Here is a 20,962-nt window from a genome sequence, read left to right on the forward strand (position 1 = left end):
CTGAACCGGCCACTGGCCGGATCGAGCTGGTACGCCTTCTCCGTCACCGTGAGCGTGACCATCCGGATCGCCGGATCGGGCTAGAAGCGGGGCATGCCGCCGAATTGGCGGTCGCCGGCGTCGCCTAGGCCGGGGACGATGAACTTGCGGTCGTCGAGTTGTTCGTCGATGGCGGCGGTGACCAGGCGCAGGGGCAGGCCGGAGCGTTCCAGGCGGGCGATGCCGTCGGGGGCGGCGAGGACGCAGACGACGGTGATGTCGGTGCAGCCGCGTTCGGCGAGCAGCCGGCAGCAGTGTTCGAGCGAGCCGCCGGTGGCGAGCATCGGGTCGAGCACCAGCACCGGGCGCCCGGCCAGGTCGCGAGGCAGCGACTCCATGTAGGCGCGCGGTTCGAAGGTGTGCTCGTCGCGGGCGAGCCCGACGAAGCCCATGGACGATTCGGGGAGCAGCGCGAGTGCCGCGTCGGCCATCCCGAGCCCGGCCCGGAGTACGGGTACCAGCAGCGGCGGGTTCGCCAGCCGGATGCCCTCGGTCTGCGCGACCGGGGTCTGGATCGGGTACCGCACGATCGGGAATGAGCGCGCGGCCTCGTACACCAGGGTGGTGGTCAGTTCGTGTAGGGCGGCGCGGAACGACGCCGCGTCGGTACGGGCATCGCGCATCGCGGTGAGCCGCGTCTGGGCGACAGGATGATCAACGACGAGTACGTCCACGATCGCTCAACCTACCGAATGCGCCGACCGGTTGGGGACGACCGGGTCTACCGGCCCATTCGGCCTGCCTTCGGGCGGCGTGCCGGTAGACGTCGCAGATGGCGGCGGCGTACCGCTCGGGGGTGTGTTCGGCGGCGCGGTCGGCGGCGAGTTCGCCGAGTCGCCGGGCGGCGGCCGGGTCGGTCAGGAGCCGGAGCAGCGCGGCGGCAAAGCCGGTGGCGGTCGGGTCGGCGCAGTCCGCGGCACCGGCGAGCGGTCCGTGGCGGTGCAGGACCGGGTCGACGAGTACGGCGGGCACCCCGGCCAGCGCCGCTTCCTGCAGAACCAGTGCCTGGGTGTCGGTGCCGGAGGGGAAGGCGAGCACCTCGGCTGCCCCGTACGCGGCGGCCACGGTCGAGGGCGGTTGCTGCCCGATCACGCTGATCCGGGCGGCGACCTCGGCTCCGACGCTGCGGAGCAGTTCGGCCAACCAGCGGGCTTCGTAGATCGCCCCGACCAGCACCAGCCGGGCGTGGGGGCAGCCGCCCAGCAGCGCGGCGAAGGCGTTGACGAGCAGGTCGACGCCCTTTTCCCGGTTGACCCGGCCGACGAAGAGGATCACCTTGTCGGCGTCGGCGATGCCGTGTGCGGCCCGGAACGCGGCGACCTCGGCCGGGGTGGTGCGGCGGGCGGCGACACCGGTCGGCACCAGGAAGACCCGGTCGGCGGGGACGGGCAGGCTGATCCGGTCGAGCACCGCCCTGGTCGGCACCACTACCGCGTCGGCACCGCCGAGCAGGAGCAGGTTGGTGGCGTCGAGGGCGGCCCGCCGACGCAGGGCGGCCGGGTCCTGCCCAGCCTGCTCGGCGCCCCCGGAGTCCGGCTCCGCGCCGACCGCAGGCCGGGGTACGCCGAGCCGGTGGGCGTACAGGCGGACGGCACCGCGCAGCGCCCCGGTCGGCACCCGGTACGCGTCGACGTACGCGTGCAGGTCGGTGTGGTACGTCTGGACCAGCGGCAGCCCGAGTCGCCGGGCGGTGAGTACGCCGAGCAGCCCGACCGGGCCCGGGGTGTGTACGTGCACGACCTCGGGTGCGGTGGCGGCGATCTCGGCGATGGTGCCGGTGGCGGTGGCGCCGTGCAGCAGCCAGGGCGAGAGCCGCAGGTCGGCGACGCCACAGGGCAGTGCCCGCAGTCGCATCAGATCGGGTTCGCCGGCCTGGCCGGGGTGCCGGGGCACGACGGTGAGGCCGGGGTGTCCCCGGTCGGCCAGCGCGCGCACCAGGGTGCGGATCGAGCTGACCACCCCGTCTCGACGGGGCAGGTACGTATCGGTGAAGTGCACTGCTCGCACGCCGAGGACGGTGAGGCTTCGGTGCCAACGGCGGATGTCGTTGGTTGGACCGGGCGGTGAAGTCTGGCGGTCCGGTCCGACCGGTGAGCAAGATCACATAGACGCGCGGGTGCGTAGACTTGCCGCCATGACGGCGACAACGACGTCGGCGCGGTCCGACCTCTCCGAGCTGGGGCGGTCCGAGGCCACGCTGCGTACCTTTCTGCATGGCCTGCCCGGGGTGGACCAGGTCGGCGCGGAGCAGCGGGCGGCCATGCTCGGCACCCGTTCGATCAAGACCACGGCCAAGGCCTGGGCGATCGACCTGGCGATCCGCATGGTCGACCTGACCACGCTGGAGGGTGCCGACACCCCCGGCAAGGTACGCGCGCTGAGCGCCAAGGCGCAGCGACCGGATCCGGCCGATCCGTCCTGCCCGGCGGTCGCCGCCGTCTGCGTCTACCCGGCGATGGTTCCGGTCGCGGCGGAGGCCCTGGCCGGCTCGGGTGTGCACCTGGCGAGCGTGGCGACCGCCTTCCCGTCCGGGCAGGCGCCGATCGAGGTGAAGCTCGCCGACACCGCGGCGGCGGTCGCGGCCGGTGCCGACGAGATCGACATGGTGATCAACCGGGGTGCCTTCCTATCCGGCCGCTACCGCGAGGTCTACGACGAAATCGTGGCCGTGAAGGCGGCCTGCGGTGACGCGCACCTGAAGGTCATCCTGGAGACCGGCGAGCTGGCCACGTACGACAACGTGCGGCGGGCCTCCTGGCTGGCCATGCTGGCCGGCGGGGACTTCATCAAGACCTCCACCGGCAAGGTCCCGGTCGCCGCCACCCTGCCCGTGACCCTGGTGATGCTGGAGGCGGTGCGCGACTTCCGCGACACCACCGGCCGCCAGGTCGGGGTCAAGCCGGCCGGCGGGATCCGTACCACCAAGGACGCGATCAAGTACCTGGTCACGGTCAACGAGACGGCCGGCGAGGACTGGCTGTCCCCGGACTGGTTCCGGTTCGGCGCCTCGACGCTCCTCAACGACCTGCTGATGCAGCGGACCAAACTGACGACCGGCACCTACTCCGGTCCCGACTACTTCACCCTGGACTGATCATGGCTGTCTTCGAGTACGCGCCGGCGCCGGAGTCGCGGTCCGTGGTGGACCTGCGGCCGTCGTACGGCCTCTTCATCGACGGGAAGTTCGTCGACCCGACCGACGGCAGCAGCTTCAAGTCGGTCAACCCCGCCACCGAGGAGGTGCTGGCCGAGGTCGCCGAGGCCGGCCCCGGTGACGTGGACCGGGCGGTACGCGCGGCACGCAAGGCGTACAAGAAGGTCTGGGGTCCGATGGCGGGCCGGGACCGGGCCAAGTACCTGTACCGGATCGCCCGGATCATCCAGGAGCGGGGCCGGGAGCTGGCGGTGCTGGAGTCGCTGGACAACGGCAAGCCGATCCGCGAGTCCCGCGACACCGACATCCCGCTGGTCGCCGCGCATTTCTTCTACTACGCCGGTTGGGCCGACAAGCTGACCCACGCCGGTTTCGGGCCGGACCCGCGCCCGGTCGGCGTCGCCGGCCAGGTCATCCCGTGGAACTTCCCGCTGCTGATGCTGGCCTGGAAGATCGCCCCCGCGCTGGCGGCCGGCAACACGGTGGTGCTGAAGCCGGCCGAGACCACCCCGCTGACCGCGCTGCTCTTCGCCGAGATCTGCCAGCAGGCGGACCTGCCGCCGGGTGTGGTCAACATCGTCACCGGTGCCGGGGAGACCGGCCGCACGCTGGTCGAGCACCCGGGTGTGGACAAGGTCGCGTTCACCGGCTCGACCGAGGTCGGGCGGGCCATCGCCCGTTCGGTCGCCGGCACTCGCAAGAAGCTCACCCTGGAACTCGGCGGCAAGGCCGCCAACATCGTCTTCGACGACGCCCCGATCGACCAGGCGGTCGAGGGGATCGTCAACGGCATCTTCTTCAACCAGGGGCACGTCTGCTGCGCCGGGTCGCGGCTGCTGGTCCAGGAATCGGTCTACGAGCCGGTGCTGGAGTCGCTCAAGCGGCGGATGGCGCAACTGCGGGTCGGCGACCCGCTGGACAAGAACACCGACATCGGCGCGATCAACTCGGCCGCGCAGCTCGACCGGATCCGGGAACTCTCCGAGGTCGGCAGCGCCGAGGGCGCGGAACGCTGGTCGCCGCCGTGCGACCTGCCGGACCGGGGTTTCTGGTTCGCCCCGACCATCTTCACCGGGGTCACCCAGGCGCACCGGATCGCCCGCGAGGAGATCTTCGGGCCGGTGCTGTCGATACTCACCTTCCGCACGCCGGCCGAGGCCGTCGAGAAGGCCAACAACACGCCGTACGGGCTGTCGGCCGGGATCTGGACCGACAAGGGTTCCCGGATCCTGTGGATGGCCGACCGGCTGCGCGCCGGTGTGGTCTGGGCGAACACGTTCAACAAGTTCGACCCGACCTCGCCGTTCGGCGGGTTCAAGGAGTCGGGCTACGGTCGCGAGGGCGGCCGGCACGGGCTGGAGGCGTACCTCGATGTCTGACGTGGTGGAGCAGTCGCAGCGGCTGGCGGTACGCAAGACGTACAAGCTGTTCGTGGGCGGGAAGTTCCCGCGCAGTGAGTCGGGACGGTCGTATCTCGTGCAGGACTCGAACGTGGCGCTCGCCTCCCGCAAGGACGTACGCGACGCCGTGGTGGCGGCCCGCGCCGCCGTCAAGGGCTGGGCGGGGGCGACCGCGTACAACAGGGGTCAGATCCTCTACCGGGTGGCCGAGATGTTGGAGGGCCGGCGGGATCAGTTCGTCGGCCTCGGCCTGAGCGCCGTCGAGGTGGACGAGGCGATCGACCGCTGGGTCTGGTACGCCGGCTGGGCCGACAAGATCACCCAGGTGTACGGCAGCGCCAACCCGGTCGCCGGCCCGTACTTCAACCTCTCCAGCCCGGAACAGACCGGCGTGGTGGGAGTGGTCGCACCGGCCGACTCGGCGCTGCTCGGGCTGGTCAGCGTCGTCGCTCCGGCGATCGTGACCGGCAACACGGTGGTGGTGCTGGCGGCCGAGCAGGCACCGCTGGCGGCGATCACCCTGGCCGAGGTGCTGGCCACCTCCGACCTGCCCGGCGGCGTGGTCAACCTGCTCACCGGTCGGCCCGCCGAGACCGCGCCGTGGCTCGCCTCGCACGCCGACGTCAACGCGATCGACCTGACCGGCGTCGACGACCCCGAGTTGGCCCGCTCCCTGGAGGAGGCCGCGGCCGGCAACCTGAAGCGGGTGCTCCGTCCCCCGGCGCAGCCCACCGACTGGACCGCCGACCCCGGCGTGCGCCGGATGACCGCGTTCCTGGAGACGAAGACCGTCTGGCATCCCAAGGGCGTCTGACCCCCTACCCGGTCCTGCCTGGTCGGCTTCGGCTCACCAGCGCCGCCGGGCGCCACCGCATCTGCGGGCCGGAGGGTCAGGCCCGCGACCTGGGCTGTTACGACGGCGAGTAGTAGGCTGGACGCGTGACACGACTGGGTGACCTCGAACGTGCGGTGATGGACGTGCTCTGGGACCGGACCGCCGGTTCGACCAGCGGCGCGGGGGTCACCGTACGGGAGGTCGCCGACGCCCTGAGCGAGCGCGAGTTGGCGTACACGACCGTGATGACCGTGCTGGACCGGCTGGCCGGCAAGGGCATGGTCGAGCGGGAGCGGGAAGGCCGGGCGTGGAGCTACCGTCCGGCGGCCACCCGTGAGGCGCACATCGCCCGACTGATGCTGGACGCGCTCGACCTCGCCGGCAGCCGGGACGCCGCCCTGGTGCGGTTCGCCCGGTCGGTCACCGGCACCGAGGCCGAGGTGCTGCGGGCCGCGCTGACCGACGAGGCAGCGGACCGGCAGGGTTGAGGCCATGACGTACGCCGCTCATCTCGCCGGTACGGCCGTGGCGTGCTACCTCACCGCCACGGTGCTGCTCCGCAGCAACTGGACCTCGCGCAGTCCACGGGTGGCGATCATCTGCTGGCAGGCGATCGGGCTCGCCCTGGGGCTCTGCGCGATCGGGCTGCCGATGTCGATCGGACTGGCCGCGTACGACGAGGGGATCGGCGGCGCGCTGCTGCACCTGGTCCGCGACCTGTGGCACGGGACCCTGCCGGCCGGGCTGGGCGTGACCCAACTCGCACTCGTCGGGGTCGGTTTCGGTATCGCCACCGCCCTGCTCGGCTCGACCGTACGGGGCCTGGTCAGTGCCGTACGCGTGCAGACCCGGCACCGGCAGTTGCTCGACCTGGTCGGTCGGGACGATCCGGCCGCGCCGGGCGCGCTGGTGCTCGACCACCCGAGTGCGGCGGCGTACTGCCTGCCGGGGATGCGGCCGACGGTGGTGGTCAGCGCCGGCACCCTGGATCTGCTGGACCGCAGCGAGCTGGCGGCGGTGCTCACGCACGAGCGGGCGCACGCCGACGAGCGGCACGACCTGGTGCTGCTGCCGTTCAGCGCGCTCTGCCGGGCGCTGCCCCTGGTGGGCTGGCTGCGGCGGGCGTCGGAGACGGTGGCGCTGCTGGTGGAGATGCGGGCCGACGACAAGGCCCGGCGGCTGCACGCGGAGGGGCCGCTGGCCAACGCGCTGCTCCGGTTCGCCACCGCCGGGTCGCGGGTGGCCCCGGCCGGGGCTCTCGGCCTCGCCGACGCACACCTGGACGCGCGGGTGCAACGCCTGCTGGTCACCGGTCCCCGCCCGTGGGTACGCGGCCTGACCAGTCTCGCCGTCGCGACGACCCTGGTCGCCCTGCCGATCACCCTCTTCTTCGCCTGACTGCCGGCTCGCCTGACTGCCGGTCGACACCTCGCCTGACCGACCTCATGCCTGGGTCAGATCGACGGGTCGGGGTGGCCGATGACGATCTCGGCGAGTCGCTGCGGGCGTTCCAGGAAGGCGAAGTGACCGGTTTCCGGCAGCACGATCGGCTCCACGTTCAGCGCCCGTGCCGTACGGGCCCGCTCTACCGGTCGGGACCAGTCCTGTTCGCCGTAGACCAGGGTCACCGGCGCGGTCACCCCGGCGTAGAGGTCCCGGGCGGCGCCCCAGGAGCGCCAGTTCTGGTAGACGTTCCGTTCGACGTAGTGGAAACCGGGGCGTTTGAGGGTGGCGTCGAACTCGTCGAGCAGTGGTCCCGGAATCCTCTTTCCGTCCGCCAGGCCACCCTGGAAGATCCGGCTGGTGACGAACTTGTTCTCGGCGGCGCCGAGGACCGGTCCCACGCCCGGTAGCGCCACCCCGCCGAGGACCAGGTCCGCGAAGCGGTTGCCGCGCCGGATGCCGTCGGCGAAGCGGGTGTCGTAGTCGTACGGGTTCGACGCGACCACCCGGACGACCGACTTCGGCACCTGGCTGGCGACGGTGAGCGCGAGCACGGCACCGATCGAGTCGCCGACCATGGTCACTTCGCGCAGGTCGAGCATCGCCATCGTGTCGACGACTCCTCGCCGGAGGTAGGGCTCGTCGTACTCGACGGTCGTGGGTTTCGAGGATCTGCCGTGGCCGGGCAGGTCCAGGACGTACACCGTGTAGTGCTCGGTCAGCATCGGTACGACGTCGGTGAAGTATTCGAGCTGGGTCCGGATGGTGTGCAGCAATACCAGCGGACGGCCGGAACCGGCCCGCAGGTAGTGCACCGTGCGCTGGTCGTCGAGCCGTAGCTCTGCCACGTCGCCGAGTTCGTCGAGGCGCATGAGCGATCCCATCCGTGAGCGTCCGACCTGGCCCGCGGTCGTCGTCCGCCATCACATCAGCGCGGTCGTGGGGTCATCAGCCACTTCGGCGTCGGTCCCCCTTCGCGGTGACAAAACGCGCACGCCTGTCTACTACGCCCCGTCGTATAGTTGACTTACGACGACACGTAGTAGATATAGGTAGTGAAGCTACGTGTAGGCTCGCTATGACAAGTGAGTCGACCGGTTTGGGGATGGCCATGGACGCACTGCTGATCGCCCGTCTCCAGTTCGCCACCACCACCTCCATCCACTTCCTCTTCGTGCTGGTCACCCTCGGCCTGGTCACGCTGCTGGTCTACCTGCAGACCGCCTGGGCCATCACCAGGAAGCCGGAGTACGAGCGCCTGACCCGCTTCTGGGGCACGCTCTACCTGATCAACTACGCGCTCGGCATCGCCACCGGGATCGTGATGGAGTTCCAGTTCGGGCTGAACTGGAGCGGCCTGTCGAGGTACGTCGGCAACGTCTTCGGTGCGCCGCTGGCCATGGAGACACTGGTCGCCTTCTTCCTCGAATCGACCTTCCTCGGCATGTGGATCTTCGGCTGGCACCGGCTGCGTCGGGGCGTACACCTGGCACTGATCTGGGGCGTGGCGATCACCGCGTACGCCTCGGCGTTCTGGGTGCTGGTCGCGAACTCCTGGCTGCAGAACCCGGTCGGCTACCGGATGGAGAACGGCGTCGCCCACCTGACCGACTTCACCGCACTGTTGACCAACCCCACCCTCGGCATGGCGTTCGGCCACGTGGTGAGCGCCGCCGTACTCACCGGTGGGCTGCTGATGGCCGGGATCAGCGCGTACCAGCTCATCCGACGTACCACCGACTACGCCCTGTTCCGGCGGTCACTGCGGATCGGGCTGATCACCTCGGCGCTGGCCAGTTCGATGGTGATGGGCTTCGGCTTCGCCCAGTTCGGGGCGATCGGCGGGGTCCAGCCGACCAAGTTCGGCGGCGACGCCGAGCGGTCCGCGATCGTGACCGAGTGGACCGCGCGGTTCGGACCCGGCGACTACACCCCGCCGGTCTGGAGCACCGCCGCGCTCGGCTTCATGATCCTGATCGGCTTCGCGCTGGCCTGGAGCTGGCTGCTGCTGCCGCTGCTGTTCCGGGACTGGATCATCCGGCTGAGGTTCCCGCTGTTCCTGATGCTGATCGCCGTACCGCTGCCGTTCGTCGCGGCCATCCTCGGCTGGCTGGCCCGCGAGGGCGGACGCCAACCCTGGGCGGTGTACGGGCTGCTTCCCGTCTCCGACGCGGTCACCCCGATCTCCGCCGGTGTGCTGCTCACCTCGCTGATCGGCTTCGCCGTACTGCTTATCGCGCTTGCCGTGACCAACTGGACCCTGCTCGCCCGCCGGGCCCACCGGGGCGCGCACGACCTCGCCCTCGGCCGTTCGCCACAGCCCGGCAACGGTCTCGACGACCACCAGCCCATGCACGTACTGGCCGGATAGGAGATCGACATGGAGATCCTCTGGTACGCCCTGCTCGGCCTCTTCCTCGCCGGCTACCTCGTCCTGGGCGGGTACGACTACGGCGTCGGTCTGCTGCTCGCCGCCAGCCCCGGCGAGAATCCCAGGCGGCGGGCGCTCACCGCGCTCGGTCCGTTCTTCCTCGGCAACGAGGTGTGGTTGGTCGCCGCCGTCGGCATCCTCTTCGGCGCCTTCCCGATGCTGGAGGGCGAACTCCTCTCCGGTCTCTACCCGGCGGTCGCCGCCGCCCTGGCCGGGGTGATCCTGGTCACCGCCGCCGTCCAGTTACGCAGCCGTCCGAGCGGGGCCGCCGCCCGCGCCCGCTGGGACGGCCTGATCATCACCGGCAGCGCGCTTGCCGCGCTCGGCTGGGGAGCCGTCCTCGCCGGGCTGCTCCAGGGAGTGCCACTGCACGCGAACGGGCACGTCGCCGGGATCGGCCACCTCTTCACCCCGTTCGTCGCCGCGGGCGCGCTCACCCTGGTCGGGCTGGTCGCCGTACACGGGGCGGTTTTCCTCACCCTGCGACTGCCCGGCGGGGCCGGCGAACATTACGCCCGAATGGGCCGGCGGCTCGTCCCGGTCGCGCTGGTCGCGCTCGCCTCGGCCACCGTCCTGGGCCTGCTCACCGACCGGGTACGCGAAACCGCGCAGCAACCCGTCGCCGCGCTGCTGCTGCCGGTGCTGCTCGCGGTGGCCCTGCTCGCCGCCGGTCGGGCGCTCGCCCGACGGCGCGCAGGTCTCGCCTTCGTCGCCAGTTCCGCCGCGCTCGCCCTGCCGGTGCTGCTGGTCGCCGCGACCACCTGGCCCTACGCCCTGGTCTCCAGCGTCGATCCGGCAGCCGGCCTGACCGTGTCCGAGGCGGCCGCGAGCACACCCACCCTGCGGCTGCTGAGCTGGCTGCTGATCCCGCTGATCCCGGCCCTATTAGGCTTTCAGGCGATGAGCTGGTGGGTGTTCCGCGGACGGATCGACAACCGAGCGCCGGTGTACTGGTGAGCCGACGCCCCCCGTTCGATCCGCGGCTGCTGCGCCGGGTCCCTTCGACCCGGCGCCAGGTGGCCGTGCTCGGCGGGCTCGGAGTGATCGCCGCCGCCCTGGTGCTCGCCCAGGCCACCACCCTCGCCGACCTGCTCGCCACCGCTGCCGGGGGGCGCCTCGACCGGGCCGCGCTGCTCGGCTTCGTCGCCGCCGTGGCCGGACGCGCGACCGTGCTCTGGGCCCAGGGCGCGGTGTCGGCCAGGATGGCGGCGACGGTCAAGGCGGCGCTGCGTACGAACCTGCTCGACGCGGTCGGGCAGCGCGGGCCGGGCTGGCTCGCCGGCCAGCAGGCGGGCAGGATCGCCACCCTCGCCGGACGCGGGCTGGACGCGCTGGACGCGTACTTCACCGGCTATCTGCCGCAGCTCGTGCTGAGCGTGACCGTGCCGGTCGCCGTACTCGCCCGGCTGACGTTCGCGGACTGGAGTTCCGCGCTGATCATCGCGGCCACGCTGCCGCTCATCCCGGTCTTCGGAGCCCTGCTCGGCTGGCAGGCACAGGCCGCCACCGAACGGCAGTGGCGCCGGCTCAGCCTGCTCGGCGGGCACTTCCTGGACATGGTCGCCGGGCTGCCGACCCTGCGTGTCTTCGGCCGGGCCCGCGCCCAGGTCGACGTGGTCCGGCGGATGGCCGACGGGCACCGCGCCGCCACCATGAAAACACTGCGGATCGCGTTCCTCTCCGGGCTGGTGCTGGAGCTGGTCGCCACCCTCTCGGTCGCCCTGGTGGCGGTCCCGATCGGGCTGCGCCTGCTCGACGGCGGGCTGGCGTTGCAGACCGCCCTGCTGGTGCTGCTGCTCGCGCCGGAGGCGTACCTGCCGTTGCGTACCGCCGGGAGCCGCTTCCACGCCAGCATGGAGGGCCTGACCGCGCTCGACGACGCGCTGACCGTGCTGGCAGGGGCCCCCGCCACGACGGCCTCCGCCGACAAGGTGCCCCTGCTCACCGCCGGGGAGATCCGGTTCGAGGGCGTGTCCGTCGAGTACGAGCGGACCACCGCGCTGCGGGACGTGACGCTGACCATCCGGCCCGGCGACCGGATCGCGGTGATCGGACCCAGCGGGGCCGGCAAGAGCACGCTGATCGGCCTGCTGCTCGGCAACGTCGTACCGACCGGCGGACGGATCACCGTCGACGGGGTGGACCTGGCCGCCGCCGACCTGGAGCAGTGGCGCCGGCAACTGGCCTGGGTGCCACAACGGGCGCACCTGTTCGCCGCGTCGCTGACCGACAACATCCGCCTCGGCCAACCCGAGGCCACGATCGAGTCCGTACGCGCCGCGGCCAGCGCCGCCGCGCTCGACGACGTACTGCGGGACCTGCCCGAGGGGCTGAACACCCTGCTCGGCGAACGCGGCCACGGACTGTCCAGCGGGCAACGGCAGCGGGTCGCCCTCGCCCGGGCGTTCCTCCGGGACGCGCCGATAGTGCTGCTCGACGAACCCACCGCCCGGCTCGACGGTGTCTCCGAGGCCGCCGTACTCGCCGCCACCCGCAAGCTCGTCGCCGGGCGTACGGCCGTGCTCGTCGCGCACCGGCCGGCGCTGCTCGCCGAGGCCGACCGGGTGCTGCGGATCGAGGACGGCCGGGTGACCGAACTCACCCCGGGCCGGGTGCCGGAACCGGTGGAGGTTCCCGACGGTGTCGAACGGCCCGACGCGGCCGGCGACCGGAGCGGCGCGGGGGCGGCGCGATGAACGAACAGGGCAGGCAACAACAGGACCGGCAGCAGGTCCTCGGGACCGAACGGGCGGTGCTCCGGCTGGCCCGGCCCTACCTGGCTCGGCTGCTCGGAGCGGGACTGCTCGCCGCCGGCACCGAACTCGCCGGGCTGGCCCTGATGGCGACCGCGACCTGGCTGCTGATCACCGCCGCCGGGCAGCCGCCGCTGGACGTACTCACCGTGGCGATCGTCGCGGTCCGGGCGCTGGCCATCGGCCGGGGCGTGCTGCGCTACACCGAGCGGCTGGCCGGGCACGACGCCACCCTGCGCTTCGTCACCGACGTACGGGCCCGGGTCTTCGCCACCCTGGCCGGGCGGCGCACCACCGCCGCCGAGCACACCGGGGACTCGCTCAGCCGGCTCGTCTCCGACGTGGAGGCGGTCCAGGACCTGCTGCTGCGGGTGCTGGTGCCGGCCGGGGCGGCAGCGGTGGTCAGCCTGCTGGCCATCGCCGGTACGGCGGTCATCGCCCCCGCCGCGACCGCCCCGCTGGTGGCCGGACTGCTGCTCGCCGGGATCGTGCTGCCGGTGGCCGCCACCGCGCTGACCCGGCGCACCGCCGACCGGGTCGCCCCGCTGCGCGGCGCGCTCGCGGTGGACGCGGTCGACCTCACCCACGGCGCCGCCGACCTGGCCGCGTTCGGCGCCACCCGGACCGCCCTGGAGCGGGCCGACGGGCGGGCCCGTGAGCTGGCCGGACTGGAACGGCGGCTGGCCGCCGCCGGCTGGGCCATCGACGGGCTCGGCGTACTGGTGTCCGGTGCGACCAGCGCCGCCGTGGCCGCCACCGCACTGTCCGCCGGAGTCGACGGGGTACTGGTCGGCGTACTGGCGGTGGGCACCCTGGCCGCGGTGGAGGTCACCCTGGCCCTGGTCGGCGCCGCCCGCCAGTGGACCCAGTTGCGTGCCGCCCTCCGCCGGGTCGCTCCCCTGCTCACCGACGAGGTCGGCGACGGGTCGGCGGCCGACCGGGAGACGCCCGTGCTCGACGTCGCGCACCACGACTGCACCGTCCACGAGGTCACCGTCCGGTACCGGGCCGGGGCACCGGCCGCACTCGACCGGGTGAGCCTCGACCTGCCGGCCGGGCGTCGGGTGGCGGTGGTGGGACCGAGCGGCGCCGGCAAGAGCACGCTGATCGGCGTACTGACCGGTGCGGTGGTGCCGGACGAGGGGCGGGTCACGCTCGGCGGGCGGGAGCTTTCCGCGTACCCCGCTGGGCAGTTGCCCCGGCTGGTCGGTGGGCTGCTCGCCGAGGCGTACGTGTTCCACGCATCGGTCCGGGAGAACCTGCTGCTCGGACGGGCCGACGCGAGCGACGACGAGCTGACCGCCGCGACCGGGGCCGCCGGCCTGCTCGACTGGGTACGGGAGCAGCCCGCCGGCTGGGACACCGTGGTCGGCGAGGACGGGGGCCAACTCTCCGGCGGCCAACGGCAGCGACTGGCTCTCGCCCGTGCGCTGCTCGCCCGCCCATCGGTGCTGGTGCTGGACGAGCCGACCGAGGGACTCGACCCAGCCGCCGCCGACCGGGTGCTCGCCGCGGCGACCGAGGCGATCCCGGCCGACCACTCCGTACTCCTGGTCACCCACCGGTTGCACGGCCTGGACCGGTACGACGAGATCCTGGTCCTGGACAGCGGCCGGGTGCTGCAACGCGGCCGGCACGCCGACCTGCTCGACCAGCCCGGCTGGTACCGGGAGCAGTGGCTGGCCCAGGAGGCGGCCGAGGGCGGCTACCTCGCCCTCACCGTCCACTGAACCGGCCACTCCTACCCGGTGAACCCTGAGTGGTCTCGGGGGCCGAACCGGGGATCCGCCGGACCCGCGGCGGCGGGTGGTCATGGCAGGCTGGACGGATGTCGACGTGCGAGGCCCCGATCGACCACTATCTGCGGCTGCTCGGCGAACGGTTGCGCGGACCGGCCCGGCGCAAGCGGGACCTGCTCACCGAGGCGCGCGACAGCCTGCATGACGCCACCGAGGCGTACCGGGAGTGCGGTCTGGACCCGATCGCGGCGCAGCACCGGGCGGTGGCCGAGTTCGGCACCCCGGACCAGCTCGCGCCGGCGTACCAGGCTGAGCTGACCGCCGGACAGGGACGCCGGCTCGCCCTGCTGGTGTCGCTCGTACCGGCCGCGATGCTGACCGCCGACCTGATGTGGTGGCAGCCGCCGGCAACGGCGCCCTCGGCGCCGTCGGGCTTCCTGCTCATGGTCCAGGCCCTGGACTGGGCGTCGTACGCCGTCGGCGCGATGGCCCTGGTCACGCTCTACCTACTCGGCCCGGCCAGCCGCCGCTGGGACCTCGCGCCGCGTACGGTCGTCCGCCCGCTGGCGGTGGCCGCGCTGGTCGTCGGCGGGCTGATCTGGGTCCTCGGCGCCTTCGCCGGGGTGAACGCGACGGTGGAGTCACCGGCCGCGCTGACCTGGCCACCGATGATCGCCGCCTGGATCATGCTGAACACCACCTTCGGCGTGCTCACCTGGATGACCGTACGGATCATCGCGGCCACCGGATCCCGGCTGGTTTCGGCATGATCGACGAGTACGTACACGCGCTGGACCGGGCGCTGCACGGCCCGGCCCGCCTCAAGTCCGACCTGCTCACCGAGGCCCGGCACAGTCTGACCGACAGCGCCGAGGGTTACCGGGACGCCGGGCTGCACCCGGTCGAGGCGGAACGACGGGCGGTCACCGAGTTCGGCCCCGTACGGCGGCTCGCCCACGAATACCAGTCGGAATTGCTCGCCGGCACCCTGCGCTCGCTGGCCGTCCGGGTGATCATCGTCGGTGTGGTGCTGATGGTGGCCGCCGACCTGATGTGGCAGGGGGCGCCGTGGACCGGCCCGCCACCACCGGCCGCGTACCGCCTGCTCTCCGGCTCGCTGGACCGGCTTTGGCTCGGCATCGACCTGTTCGCGCTCGGTGCCTACCTCTGGCTGGGCTGGCACGCCCGGCGGGGTCGGCCCGGTCCGCTACGGCTGGCCCGGGTGGCCGGTCTCGGCCTGTCGGCCTCGCTCTGTCTCGGCTGGATCGGCACCGTCGCGGTCTACGCCTGGTCGGTGACACTCTGGGACGCGGCCCTGACCTGGCCGCCGATGCTGGTGGGCGGGGTGGCGCTGATCGCCGTACACGGCTGGCTCGGGCGGTCGGCGTACGCCTGCGTGGCGACCGGGACCGGCGAGTTGGCCGGGTGACTCAGGCGGGGGCTTCGGTCGGGCCGTCCACGCCGAGGAAGCGGCCCACCGTCGAACTGAGTTCCTGCCAGCTCGTCCGCTCACCGGCCAGGGCCCGGTGTCCGGCACCGGTGAGCCGGTACGTGCGCCGCTCCCGGCCGTTCACGGTGCTCCAGGTGCTGTCCACGTAACCGGCCCGCTCCAGCCGGCGCAGGGCCGGGTAGATCGTCCCGGTGGGCAGGTTGAGCGTGCCGCCGCTGCGCTCCCTGAGCGCCTCGATGATGGCGTAGCCGTGCAGCGAGCCCTGCTCCAGCACCGAGAGCAGGAGCGCGTCGAGGTGGCCGTGCAGCGCCTGGGCCTTCATAGGTAGCAAGACTACTAATAGATGGTGGGTTCGCCAACGGGGTGCCGGCACCCGCCCCGTCGAGCCGCCCACTAGGGTATGTGCGCAGAGTCACCCACCCGACAGTTCCACCCCGATCGGGTGCCGCAAACCTTGAGTGCACACGGAGGTCAGCGTGGCCCGCCAGTCGCCCCACCGGCCCGACGCCGACGAACCCGACACCGAGTTCGACGAGAGCAGCCGGACCACCGACACCGCGACCGACAGCACAGCGGACGCGGCAGCCGACCCCGTCGAGGCCGACACCGACCTCGACGACAACGAGGTAACCGAGCCCGCGAACCGCGCACTGTGGGAAGACGTACGGATCGACCCGGTGGAGATCGCACTGCCCTCCGGCAGCGGCTTCACCCTGCGGGCCTACCGGCTGTCGAACACGGTGACCCCGACCGAGATCGGTGAGCGGGAGGTCGACCCCTTCGACGCCCGCGCCCGTCGGGTCGAGGACGAGGAGACGGTCGTCTTCCTCGACGAGGAGTTCGCCGAGGACTTCGAGGACGACGACAAGCCCGGACGGCCCCGCCGCACCCGCGACGGCGACGAGGTCGACGACGAGGAGCTGCTCGCCGACGACGAGTTCGACGAAGACGAAGCGGACGAAGCCGACGACGATGAGGAAGCCGAAGAAGTTGCGGTCTTTCTCACTCACCGGGGCAAACTGCTGCTCTTCAAGAGCCGCGAGGCACTGGTCAGCTTCGTCCTGTCCGGAGCACCGCACGACATGTCCCAGCTCGACACCTGGGACGACCTGGTAGCACGGCTCCAACCAGCGGATATCGTCGCGCTCGACGAGGACTCCTACGAGCTCGACCTGGTCGTGGAGAACCTGCGCGGCGGCCACGACACGTGGGATCCGCCGCTGCTGATCTCGGCCGGAGAGATCGCCCGCGACCTCTCGTACGCGCTGCGCCTGCCGTCCGTACTGGATATGCTCTCGACCGGCTCCAGCCTCGATGACCTGGACGAGGCGCTGCGCGCGACGGCCAACGGCGGCCTCGGCGCGTTCATGGGGCGGCGCCGACTGAAGAAAATCGGGGCACAAACCGCAAGTTTGGGTTGGCGCACGATTATCGGCAAGATCTCTGCAGCGGTGGACTGGCGCGACTGACCCCTCACCAGGGAGCATCAGTCTTTGGCACACACCACCTGTGTCTCGGGAGGAGGACGACGCCGTGGCGCTCGTGCGGGTGTACTGCGGTCTGGCCTCAGCGGATCCGTCCGCTGGACCGGCTTCGGCCGGATCCATGCTGACGTCTGCTGTGGTGGACGACGCAGGCCGGCTGCTCCACGTCGGCGAGATCGGTGACGACCCGGCTGGCTACGCCCAGCTCGGCGCGCTGCTCGTCGAACGTTCGAGCGGCATGAGCGGTGTGGCGATCGCCGCCGACAGCGACGACCACCTGGTCACCTCGCTGCTGAGCGCGGCCGGCCGACCCCTCGCGATCGCCGACGACGACTCGGTCGACGACTTCGCCGAGCGGTTCGCCGACGACGAGTCGGTGGAGGAGATGGAGGGCTCGCCGACGCAACGGCGGGCGGTCGGACTGGCTCGTGCGTTGCAGGCCGGTGCGCTCTCCGCGATGACCCTCCCCGCACCCCGGGACCTGGCCGGCTACAAGCCCGTACTGGCGGCGCACGCGGCGCTCGCCAGTGGGCGCCACTCGGCCGCTGCGACGTTGCGTGAGGTGCTCCGCGAGCTGTACCCGGCCGCGCTGCGGGCGTACCCGGATCCGGCTGATCCGGTGCCGCTGGCGGTGCTCGACGCGTTACCCGAGCCGGGCATGCTCGCCGGCACCGGTGGGCGCGGCCGGGACACCTCGGTCGCCGACGCCGTCACCGCGCATCTCGCCGGTGACGGGATAGCCGACCCGGAGGAGATCGCCGAGGCGATCACCGCGCTCCAGGTGGCGATCGTCGAGACGCCCCGCCGGGCCACGGTCAGCAACAAGGCACTCACCTCGGCCGTCGCCGAGGCGGTCCGGCAGGCCGTCGCCGCGGTGCGGGCCTGCGATGCGGGCTGTGACGCGCTGGTGGCGACGCTGGCGGCACGGGTCACCACGCCCCCGCCGCTCGCCGGCCGCCGCACCGTCCGCCGCGCCGCGGCGGATGCCGCCACCACCGGCGCCCACGGGACCGGGACCGGCAGCCACGGGGTCGTCGGCAGCCACGGCGCCGGCAACCAGGGGTCGGGCAACCACGGCATACGGCCGGCGAACCACGAGCCGGTGCCGGCGGTCGGTCGACGTAGCCGGCCCCAACCGGCACCCAGCAACCGGCCCCAACCGGCACCCAGCAACGGGATGCCGGTCACCCCGCAGCCGATGTCGCCGCCTCCGACCGCACCCGCGCCGCTGACCCCGCCGCCGACCGCTCCGCAGCCGCTCGCCCCCGCGGCCAGCCTGCCCGGTCGCCAGCTCCCGCCGCCGGTGGCGCAGCCGCAACGCGACCTGCCGGCCCCGATACCCGCGACCCCGGCGGCTGCGGCGCAGTGGCGAGACTCGCCGGCCAACCGGCCGGTGTCCGCGCCTCCCCCGCCGCCGCCGGGCATCACGCCGATCGTGCCGGTGCAGCGCAGCAGCAGCGTGCCGCCCGTCGACGCGGGCGAGCCGTTCCGCGCCACCCTCACCACGGCCGCGATCAACAGCGCCCGGAGCGAGCGTCAGCGTCCGACGCCGATCGTGCCGCGACCGAAGACCAAGGGCGAGCCGGGTCTCTCCTCGACCGGTTTCGGCGCCACCGACCTCAACGTGCCGGTACCCACCCCCCGGCCGGACGCCGTCAGCGCGCCGCCCGGCTCCCGGGCCAACTGGCCCCTGGTCGGCCCCGGCGACGACCGTGACCAGCTCGACCTGGGGCAGCTCGACCGTGACCGGGCCGACCGGGAACGGAACGAGCGCGCCGAACGTGACCGGGCCGACCGCGAACGCAGCGAGCGCGCCGAACGTGACCGCGCTGACCGCGAGCGGAACGAGCGTGCCGAGCGTGGCCGGGCCGACCGCGAACGCGGTGAACGCGACCGGGCCGGGCGGGACCTGGCGCCCAGTGCCGAGCCCGCGTACCAGTTCGACAAGCGCACGGCGGCCGGCCTCGACCTGCCCGCGGCGGCCGGGCCGGGCGACGGGCGGGTGACGCCCCCGTGGCTCGCGGACGACCTGCCGCAGGAACCACCGATGCTGCGACTCGTCGAGCCACCGCCGCTGGCCGACCGCGCGCTGCGCGACCCGGCCGGACCGACCGCCGACCCGCGCCTGGACGGCCCGCCACTGCGCCTGGTGGAGCCCGAGGACCCTGACCGCAACACCCGGCTCACCCGGTCGGCCCGCCGTGCCGCCGAGCCCAGCGCTCCGCCGGTTGCCGACGAGGGCGACGGTGACCTGCTGATCTTCGCGGCCGCGCGCTCGGCCTGGTTCACCGGACATCCGGAGGACGACGCCCAGGTGGAGTGGGCCTCGACCGCCGACACCGGTTGGCGGGCAGCGGAACAGGCCGCCCGCCCGCAGGTCGGCGACGAGACGCGGGCCGGCCTGCCCAAGCGGGTCCCCCAGGCGAACCTGGTCCCCGGCTCACCGCTGCGAGACGAGCGCCCGCTGCGTATCGTGCGCGACGCGGCGCGGATCGCCGAACACACCACCGGCTACTTCCGTGGCTGGCGCAGGGGCCAGGAGATCGGCGGCTTCGCGGTCGGCGGTCGTCCTGGACGCGAGGCCGCAGGCGGCTGGGACTTCACCCGCGACCACAACGAGCGCGACGACGATCGGGAGTACGAGTACCGGTCCGCCGGCTACCGTTCCTGACCGACCGTCGATTCCGTGACCGAGCCCACGTCCCACCGAGTGGTACTGGCCACACCATAAATATTTGACGGCAGGACTATCCGCTCGGCAACATACCGGCGGGACTGTAGGCCGCCGGTGAAACATGGCGGCGTGAGAGGCGGCATCTGATGGCGACACCGGCGATCGGTTCATCCGCCCTGACCCGTCGCGGTCTGCTCGTGGCCAGCGCCTCCACCCTGTTCGTCGCGGCCTGCGGGCGTGGCGACGAAGACGACAACCAGAGCGGTCCCAGTAGCAAAGGACCCCAGGACCTGGCCATCGGCGCCAGCCTGGAACTGACCGGCGCCGGTGCGGCACTGGGCGTTCTGCAGGAACGGGCCCTGCGGATCACGCTCGATACCCTGAACGAAGAAGGCGTACCGGTCGGGAACCTCCGCCGCAAGCTCCGGCTGGTGGTGCAGGACAACGGCAGCAACCCGAAGACCGCGGCGGAGCAGGCGACCGACATGGTCAACCGCGAGGGCGTACACGCCCTGGTGGGCGGCACTCTCGCCGAGACCTCGCTGTCGATGATCGCGGTCGCTCAGGAGGCGCAGGTCCCGTTCATCTCCCTCGCCGCCGCGGACGAGATCGTGGTGCCCCTGCCCCAGCGGACCTTCGTCTACAAGCTCACCCCCGACGCCACCGACGTCGCCCGCCAGCTAGCCCGTCTGATCAGCTCGCAGCGGCTCAAGAAGGTCGCCCTGCTGGCCGCACCAGGGCTGCACGGAAACTCCGGCGTACGGGTCATGCCAGGGGCGCTGGACACGGTCGACGTGAACCTGAACAAGACCGTACGCCTGCCCGCCACCGGAGCCGACTTCAGCAGTGCCGCCGAACGGATCGTGAGCAGCAAGCCGGACGGCGTGACGGTCTGGGCCACCGCGCCGAGTTCCGGTGCCGCCGCTCGGGCGCTGCGCAACGCCGGCTTCGAGGGCCCGATCTTCTTCGACGCCGGTGCGGTAGCCGAGGAGACCCTTTCCGCCGAGAACGCCAAGGCGGTCGAGGGATCCTTCGTCGTCCATCCGATGGCGCTGAGCGGCTCGTCGCTGACCAACACCACCAGCGCCGGCCTGGCCCGACGGGATTTCGTCTTCCGCTACATCCAGGAGCACGGCTCGTTCAGCGGTTTCGCCCCGTACGCCTCGGACGCGGTGCACCTGATCACGGCCGCCGCGCGGCTCGCGAACAGCGTCGACCGCGGTCGCCTCCGGGTCTACCTGGCTCGCCAGGTGACCGAGGGAATCGCCGGCTCGTACGCGTTCGCCCCGATCCGCCACGGCGGGATGGAGCCGGACTCGCTCGGTGTCTTCACGGTCAGCCGCGGCGAGTGGACCCGGATCTCCTGATCCCTGCCGGACGGGCCCTTGCTCGACCCCGCCTCCGGTGCCGCCCACCATCGGCCCGGCACCGCCAGCCTCCCGTCGCCGCAGCCGGCGCTTCCCGCACGCCCAGCCGGCGCCCTCGCGCGCCTGCCCCGGCTGCGGCCTGGGACCCGCAGGTCGGTCGGAGGTGGCACCCGTGCCCGTCACCAGGCCGCGT

Annotated in this window: 17 protein-coding genes and 1 pseudogene; 14 read left to right on the forward strand and 4 right to left on the reverse strand. The window is 72.5% G+C overall.

Annotated elements, in window-relative coordinates; translation table 11 throughout:
* Positions 1–80 precede the first annotated feature (80 nt).
* Together upp and AB0J90_RS33730 are read right to left on the reverse strand one after the other, a co-directional pair.
* On the reverse strand, positions 81–713 hold the full coding sequence (upp, locus tag AB0J90_RS33725; RefSeq protein WP_363603039.1) for a uracil phosphoribosyltransferase: 633 nt from the start codon (positions 711–713) through the stop codon (positions 81–83).
* Positions 694–2,046 carry a glycosyltransferase gene (locus AB0J90_RS33730; protein ID WP_363603041.1) on the reverse strand — a complete coding sequence of 451 codons (1,353 nt, stop codon included), beginning with the start codon at positions 2,044–2,046 and terminating at the stop codon, positions 694–696. The genes upp and AB0J90_RS33730 overlap by 20 nt, the downstream gene beginning before the upstream one ends.
* 127 nt (positions 2,047–2,173) lie before the next feature.
* On the opposite strand from AB0J90_RS33730, the gene deoC reads away from it, so the two are divergent.
* The 5 genes and pseudogenes from deoC to AB0J90_RS33755 all read left to right on the forward strand — a co-directional run bounded on the left by deoC (position 2,174) and on the right by AB0J90_RS33755 (position 6,826).
* Complete coding sequence (gene deoC, locus AB0J90_RS33735; RefSeq protein WP_363603043.1) at positions 2,174–3,133, forward strand: deoxyribose-phosphate aldolase; 960 nt, start codon at positions 2,174–2,176, stop codon at positions 3,131–3,133.
* Between the two features lie 2 nt (positions 3,134–3,135).
* On the forward strand, positions 3,136–4,572 hold the full coding sequence (locus AB0J90_RS33740; RefSeq protein WP_363603045.1) for an aldehyde dehydrogenase family protein: 1,437 nt from the start codon (positions 3,136–3,138) through the stop codon (positions 4,570–4,572).
* On the forward strand, positions 4,565–5,407 hold the full coding sequence (locus AB0J90_RS33745) for an aldehyde dehydrogenase family protein (RefSeq protein WP_363603047.1): 843 nt from the start codon (positions 4,565–4,567) through the stop codon (positions 5,405–5,407). The genes AB0J90_RS33740 and AB0J90_RS33745 overlap by 8 nt, the downstream gene beginning before the upstream one ends.
* Positions 5,408–5,532: 125 nt before the next feature.
* Positions 5,533–5,886: pseudogene (locus AB0J90_RS33750) on the forward strand (BlaI/MecI/CopY family transcriptional regulator); the annotation flags it as partial.
* Between the two features lie 34 nt (positions 5,887–5,920).
* The gene (locus tag AB0J90_RS33755) at positions 5,921–6,826 is read left to right on the forward strand and encodes a M56 family metallopeptidase (RefSeq protein ID WP_363603049.1); all 906 of its coding nucleotides are present in this window, start codon (positions 5,921–5,923) and stop codon (positions 6,824–6,826) included.
* 56 nt (positions 6,827–6,882) lie between these two features.
* On the opposite strand, the gene AB0J90_RS33760 is transcribed toward AB0J90_RS33755, so the two are convergent.
* Positions 6,883–7,743: an alpha/beta hydrolase gene (locus AB0J90_RS33760; RefSeq protein ID WP_363603051.1), complete on the reverse strand. Its 861-nt coding sequence runs from the start codon at positions 7,741–7,743 to the stop codon at positions 6,883–6,885.
* Positions 7,744–7,982: 239 nt separating this feature from the next.
* Between AB0J90_RS33760 and AB0J90_RS33765 the strand changes: the two genes are divergently transcribed.
* The 6 genes from AB0J90_RS33765 (at position 7,983) to AB0J90_RS33790 (ending at position 15,223) form a co-directional block, all read left to right on the forward strand.
* Complete coding sequence (locus AB0J90_RS33765; RefSeq protein ID WP_363603053.1) at positions 7,983–9,242, forward strand: cytochrome ubiquinol oxidase subunit I; 1,260 nt, start codon at positions 7,983–7,985, stop codon at positions 9,240–9,242.
* Positions 9,243–9,251: 9 nt separating this feature from the next.
* Complete coding sequence (locus AB0J90_RS33770; protein ID WP_363603055.1) at positions 9,252–10,259, forward strand: cytochrome d ubiquinol oxidase subunit II; 1,008 nt, start codon at positions 9,252–9,254, stop codon at positions 10,257–10,259.
* The gene (cydD, locus tag AB0J90_RS33775; protein WP_363603057.1) at positions 10,256–11,998 is read left to right on the forward strand and encodes a thiol reductant ABC exporter subunit CydD; all 1,743 of its coding nucleotides are present in this window, start codon (positions 10,256–10,258) and stop codon (positions 11,996–11,998) included. The genes AB0J90_RS33770 and cydD overlap by 4 nt, the downstream gene beginning before the upstream one ends.
* Positions 11,995–13,785 (forward strand): thiol reductant ABC exporter subunit CydC, encoded by a 1,791-nt coding sequence (gene cydC / locus AB0J90_RS33780; RefSeq protein ID WP_363603060.1) that lies wholly within the window; start codon positions 11,995–11,997, stop codon positions 13,783–13,785. Before cydD ends, cydC begins: the two co-directional genes overlap by 4 nt.
* A 98-nt stretch (positions 13,786–13,883) precedes the next feature.
* The gene (locus tag AB0J90_RS33785) at positions 13,884–14,564 is read left to right on the forward strand and encodes a permease prefix domain 1-containing protein (RefSeq protein WP_363603062.1); all 681 of its coding nucleotides are present in this window, start codon (positions 13,884–13,886) and stop codon (positions 14,562–14,564) included.
* Positions 14,561–15,223, forward strand: a complete 663-nt coding sequence (locus AB0J90_RS33790) for a permease prefix domain 1-containing protein (protein WP_363603065.1) — start codon at positions 14,561–14,563, stop codon at positions 15,221–15,223. The genes AB0J90_RS33785 and AB0J90_RS33790 overlap by 4 nt, the downstream gene beginning before the upstream one ends.
* A gap of 1 nt (position 15,224) precedes the next feature.
* On the opposite strand, the gene AB0J90_RS33795 is transcribed toward AB0J90_RS33790, so the two are convergent.
* A complete protein-coding gene (locus AB0J90_RS33795; protein ID WP_363603068.1) occupies positions 15,225–15,566 on the reverse strand; it encodes a helix-turn-helix transcriptional regulator in 342 nt (113 codons plus the stop codon).
* Positions 15,567–15,720: 154 nt separating this feature from the next.
* Here AB0J90_RS33795 and AB0J90_RS33800 point away from each other — a divergent pair, with 154 nt between their 5' ends.
* From AB0J90_RS33800 to AB0J90_RS33810, 3 genes are all read left to right on the forward strand, one after another.
* Positions 15,721–16,713, forward strand: a complete 993-nt coding sequence (locus AB0J90_RS33800; protein WP_363603070.1) for a DNA primase — start codon at positions 15,721–15,723, stop codon at positions 16,711–16,713.
* Positions 16,714–16,753: 40 nt separating this feature from the next.
* Complete coding sequence (locus AB0J90_RS33805) at positions 16,754–19,399, forward strand: transposase (RefSeq protein ID WP_363603072.1); 2,646 nt, start codon at positions 16,754–16,756, stop codon at positions 19,397–19,399.
* Between the two features lie 149 nt (positions 19,400–19,548).
* Entirely contained in the window at positions 19,549–20,769 is a 1,221-nt protein-coding gene (locus tag AB0J90_RS33810; RefSeq protein ID WP_363603074.1) for an ABC transporter substrate-binding protein, read from the forward strand.
* The last annotated feature ends 193 nt before the right edge of the window (positions 20,770–20,962 follow it).

Source organism: Micromonospora sp. NPDC049523, assembly GCF_040676775.1.
Taxonomy (GTDB): Bacteria; Actinomycetota; Actinomycetes; order Mycobacteriales; family Micromonosporaceae; genus Micromonospora_G.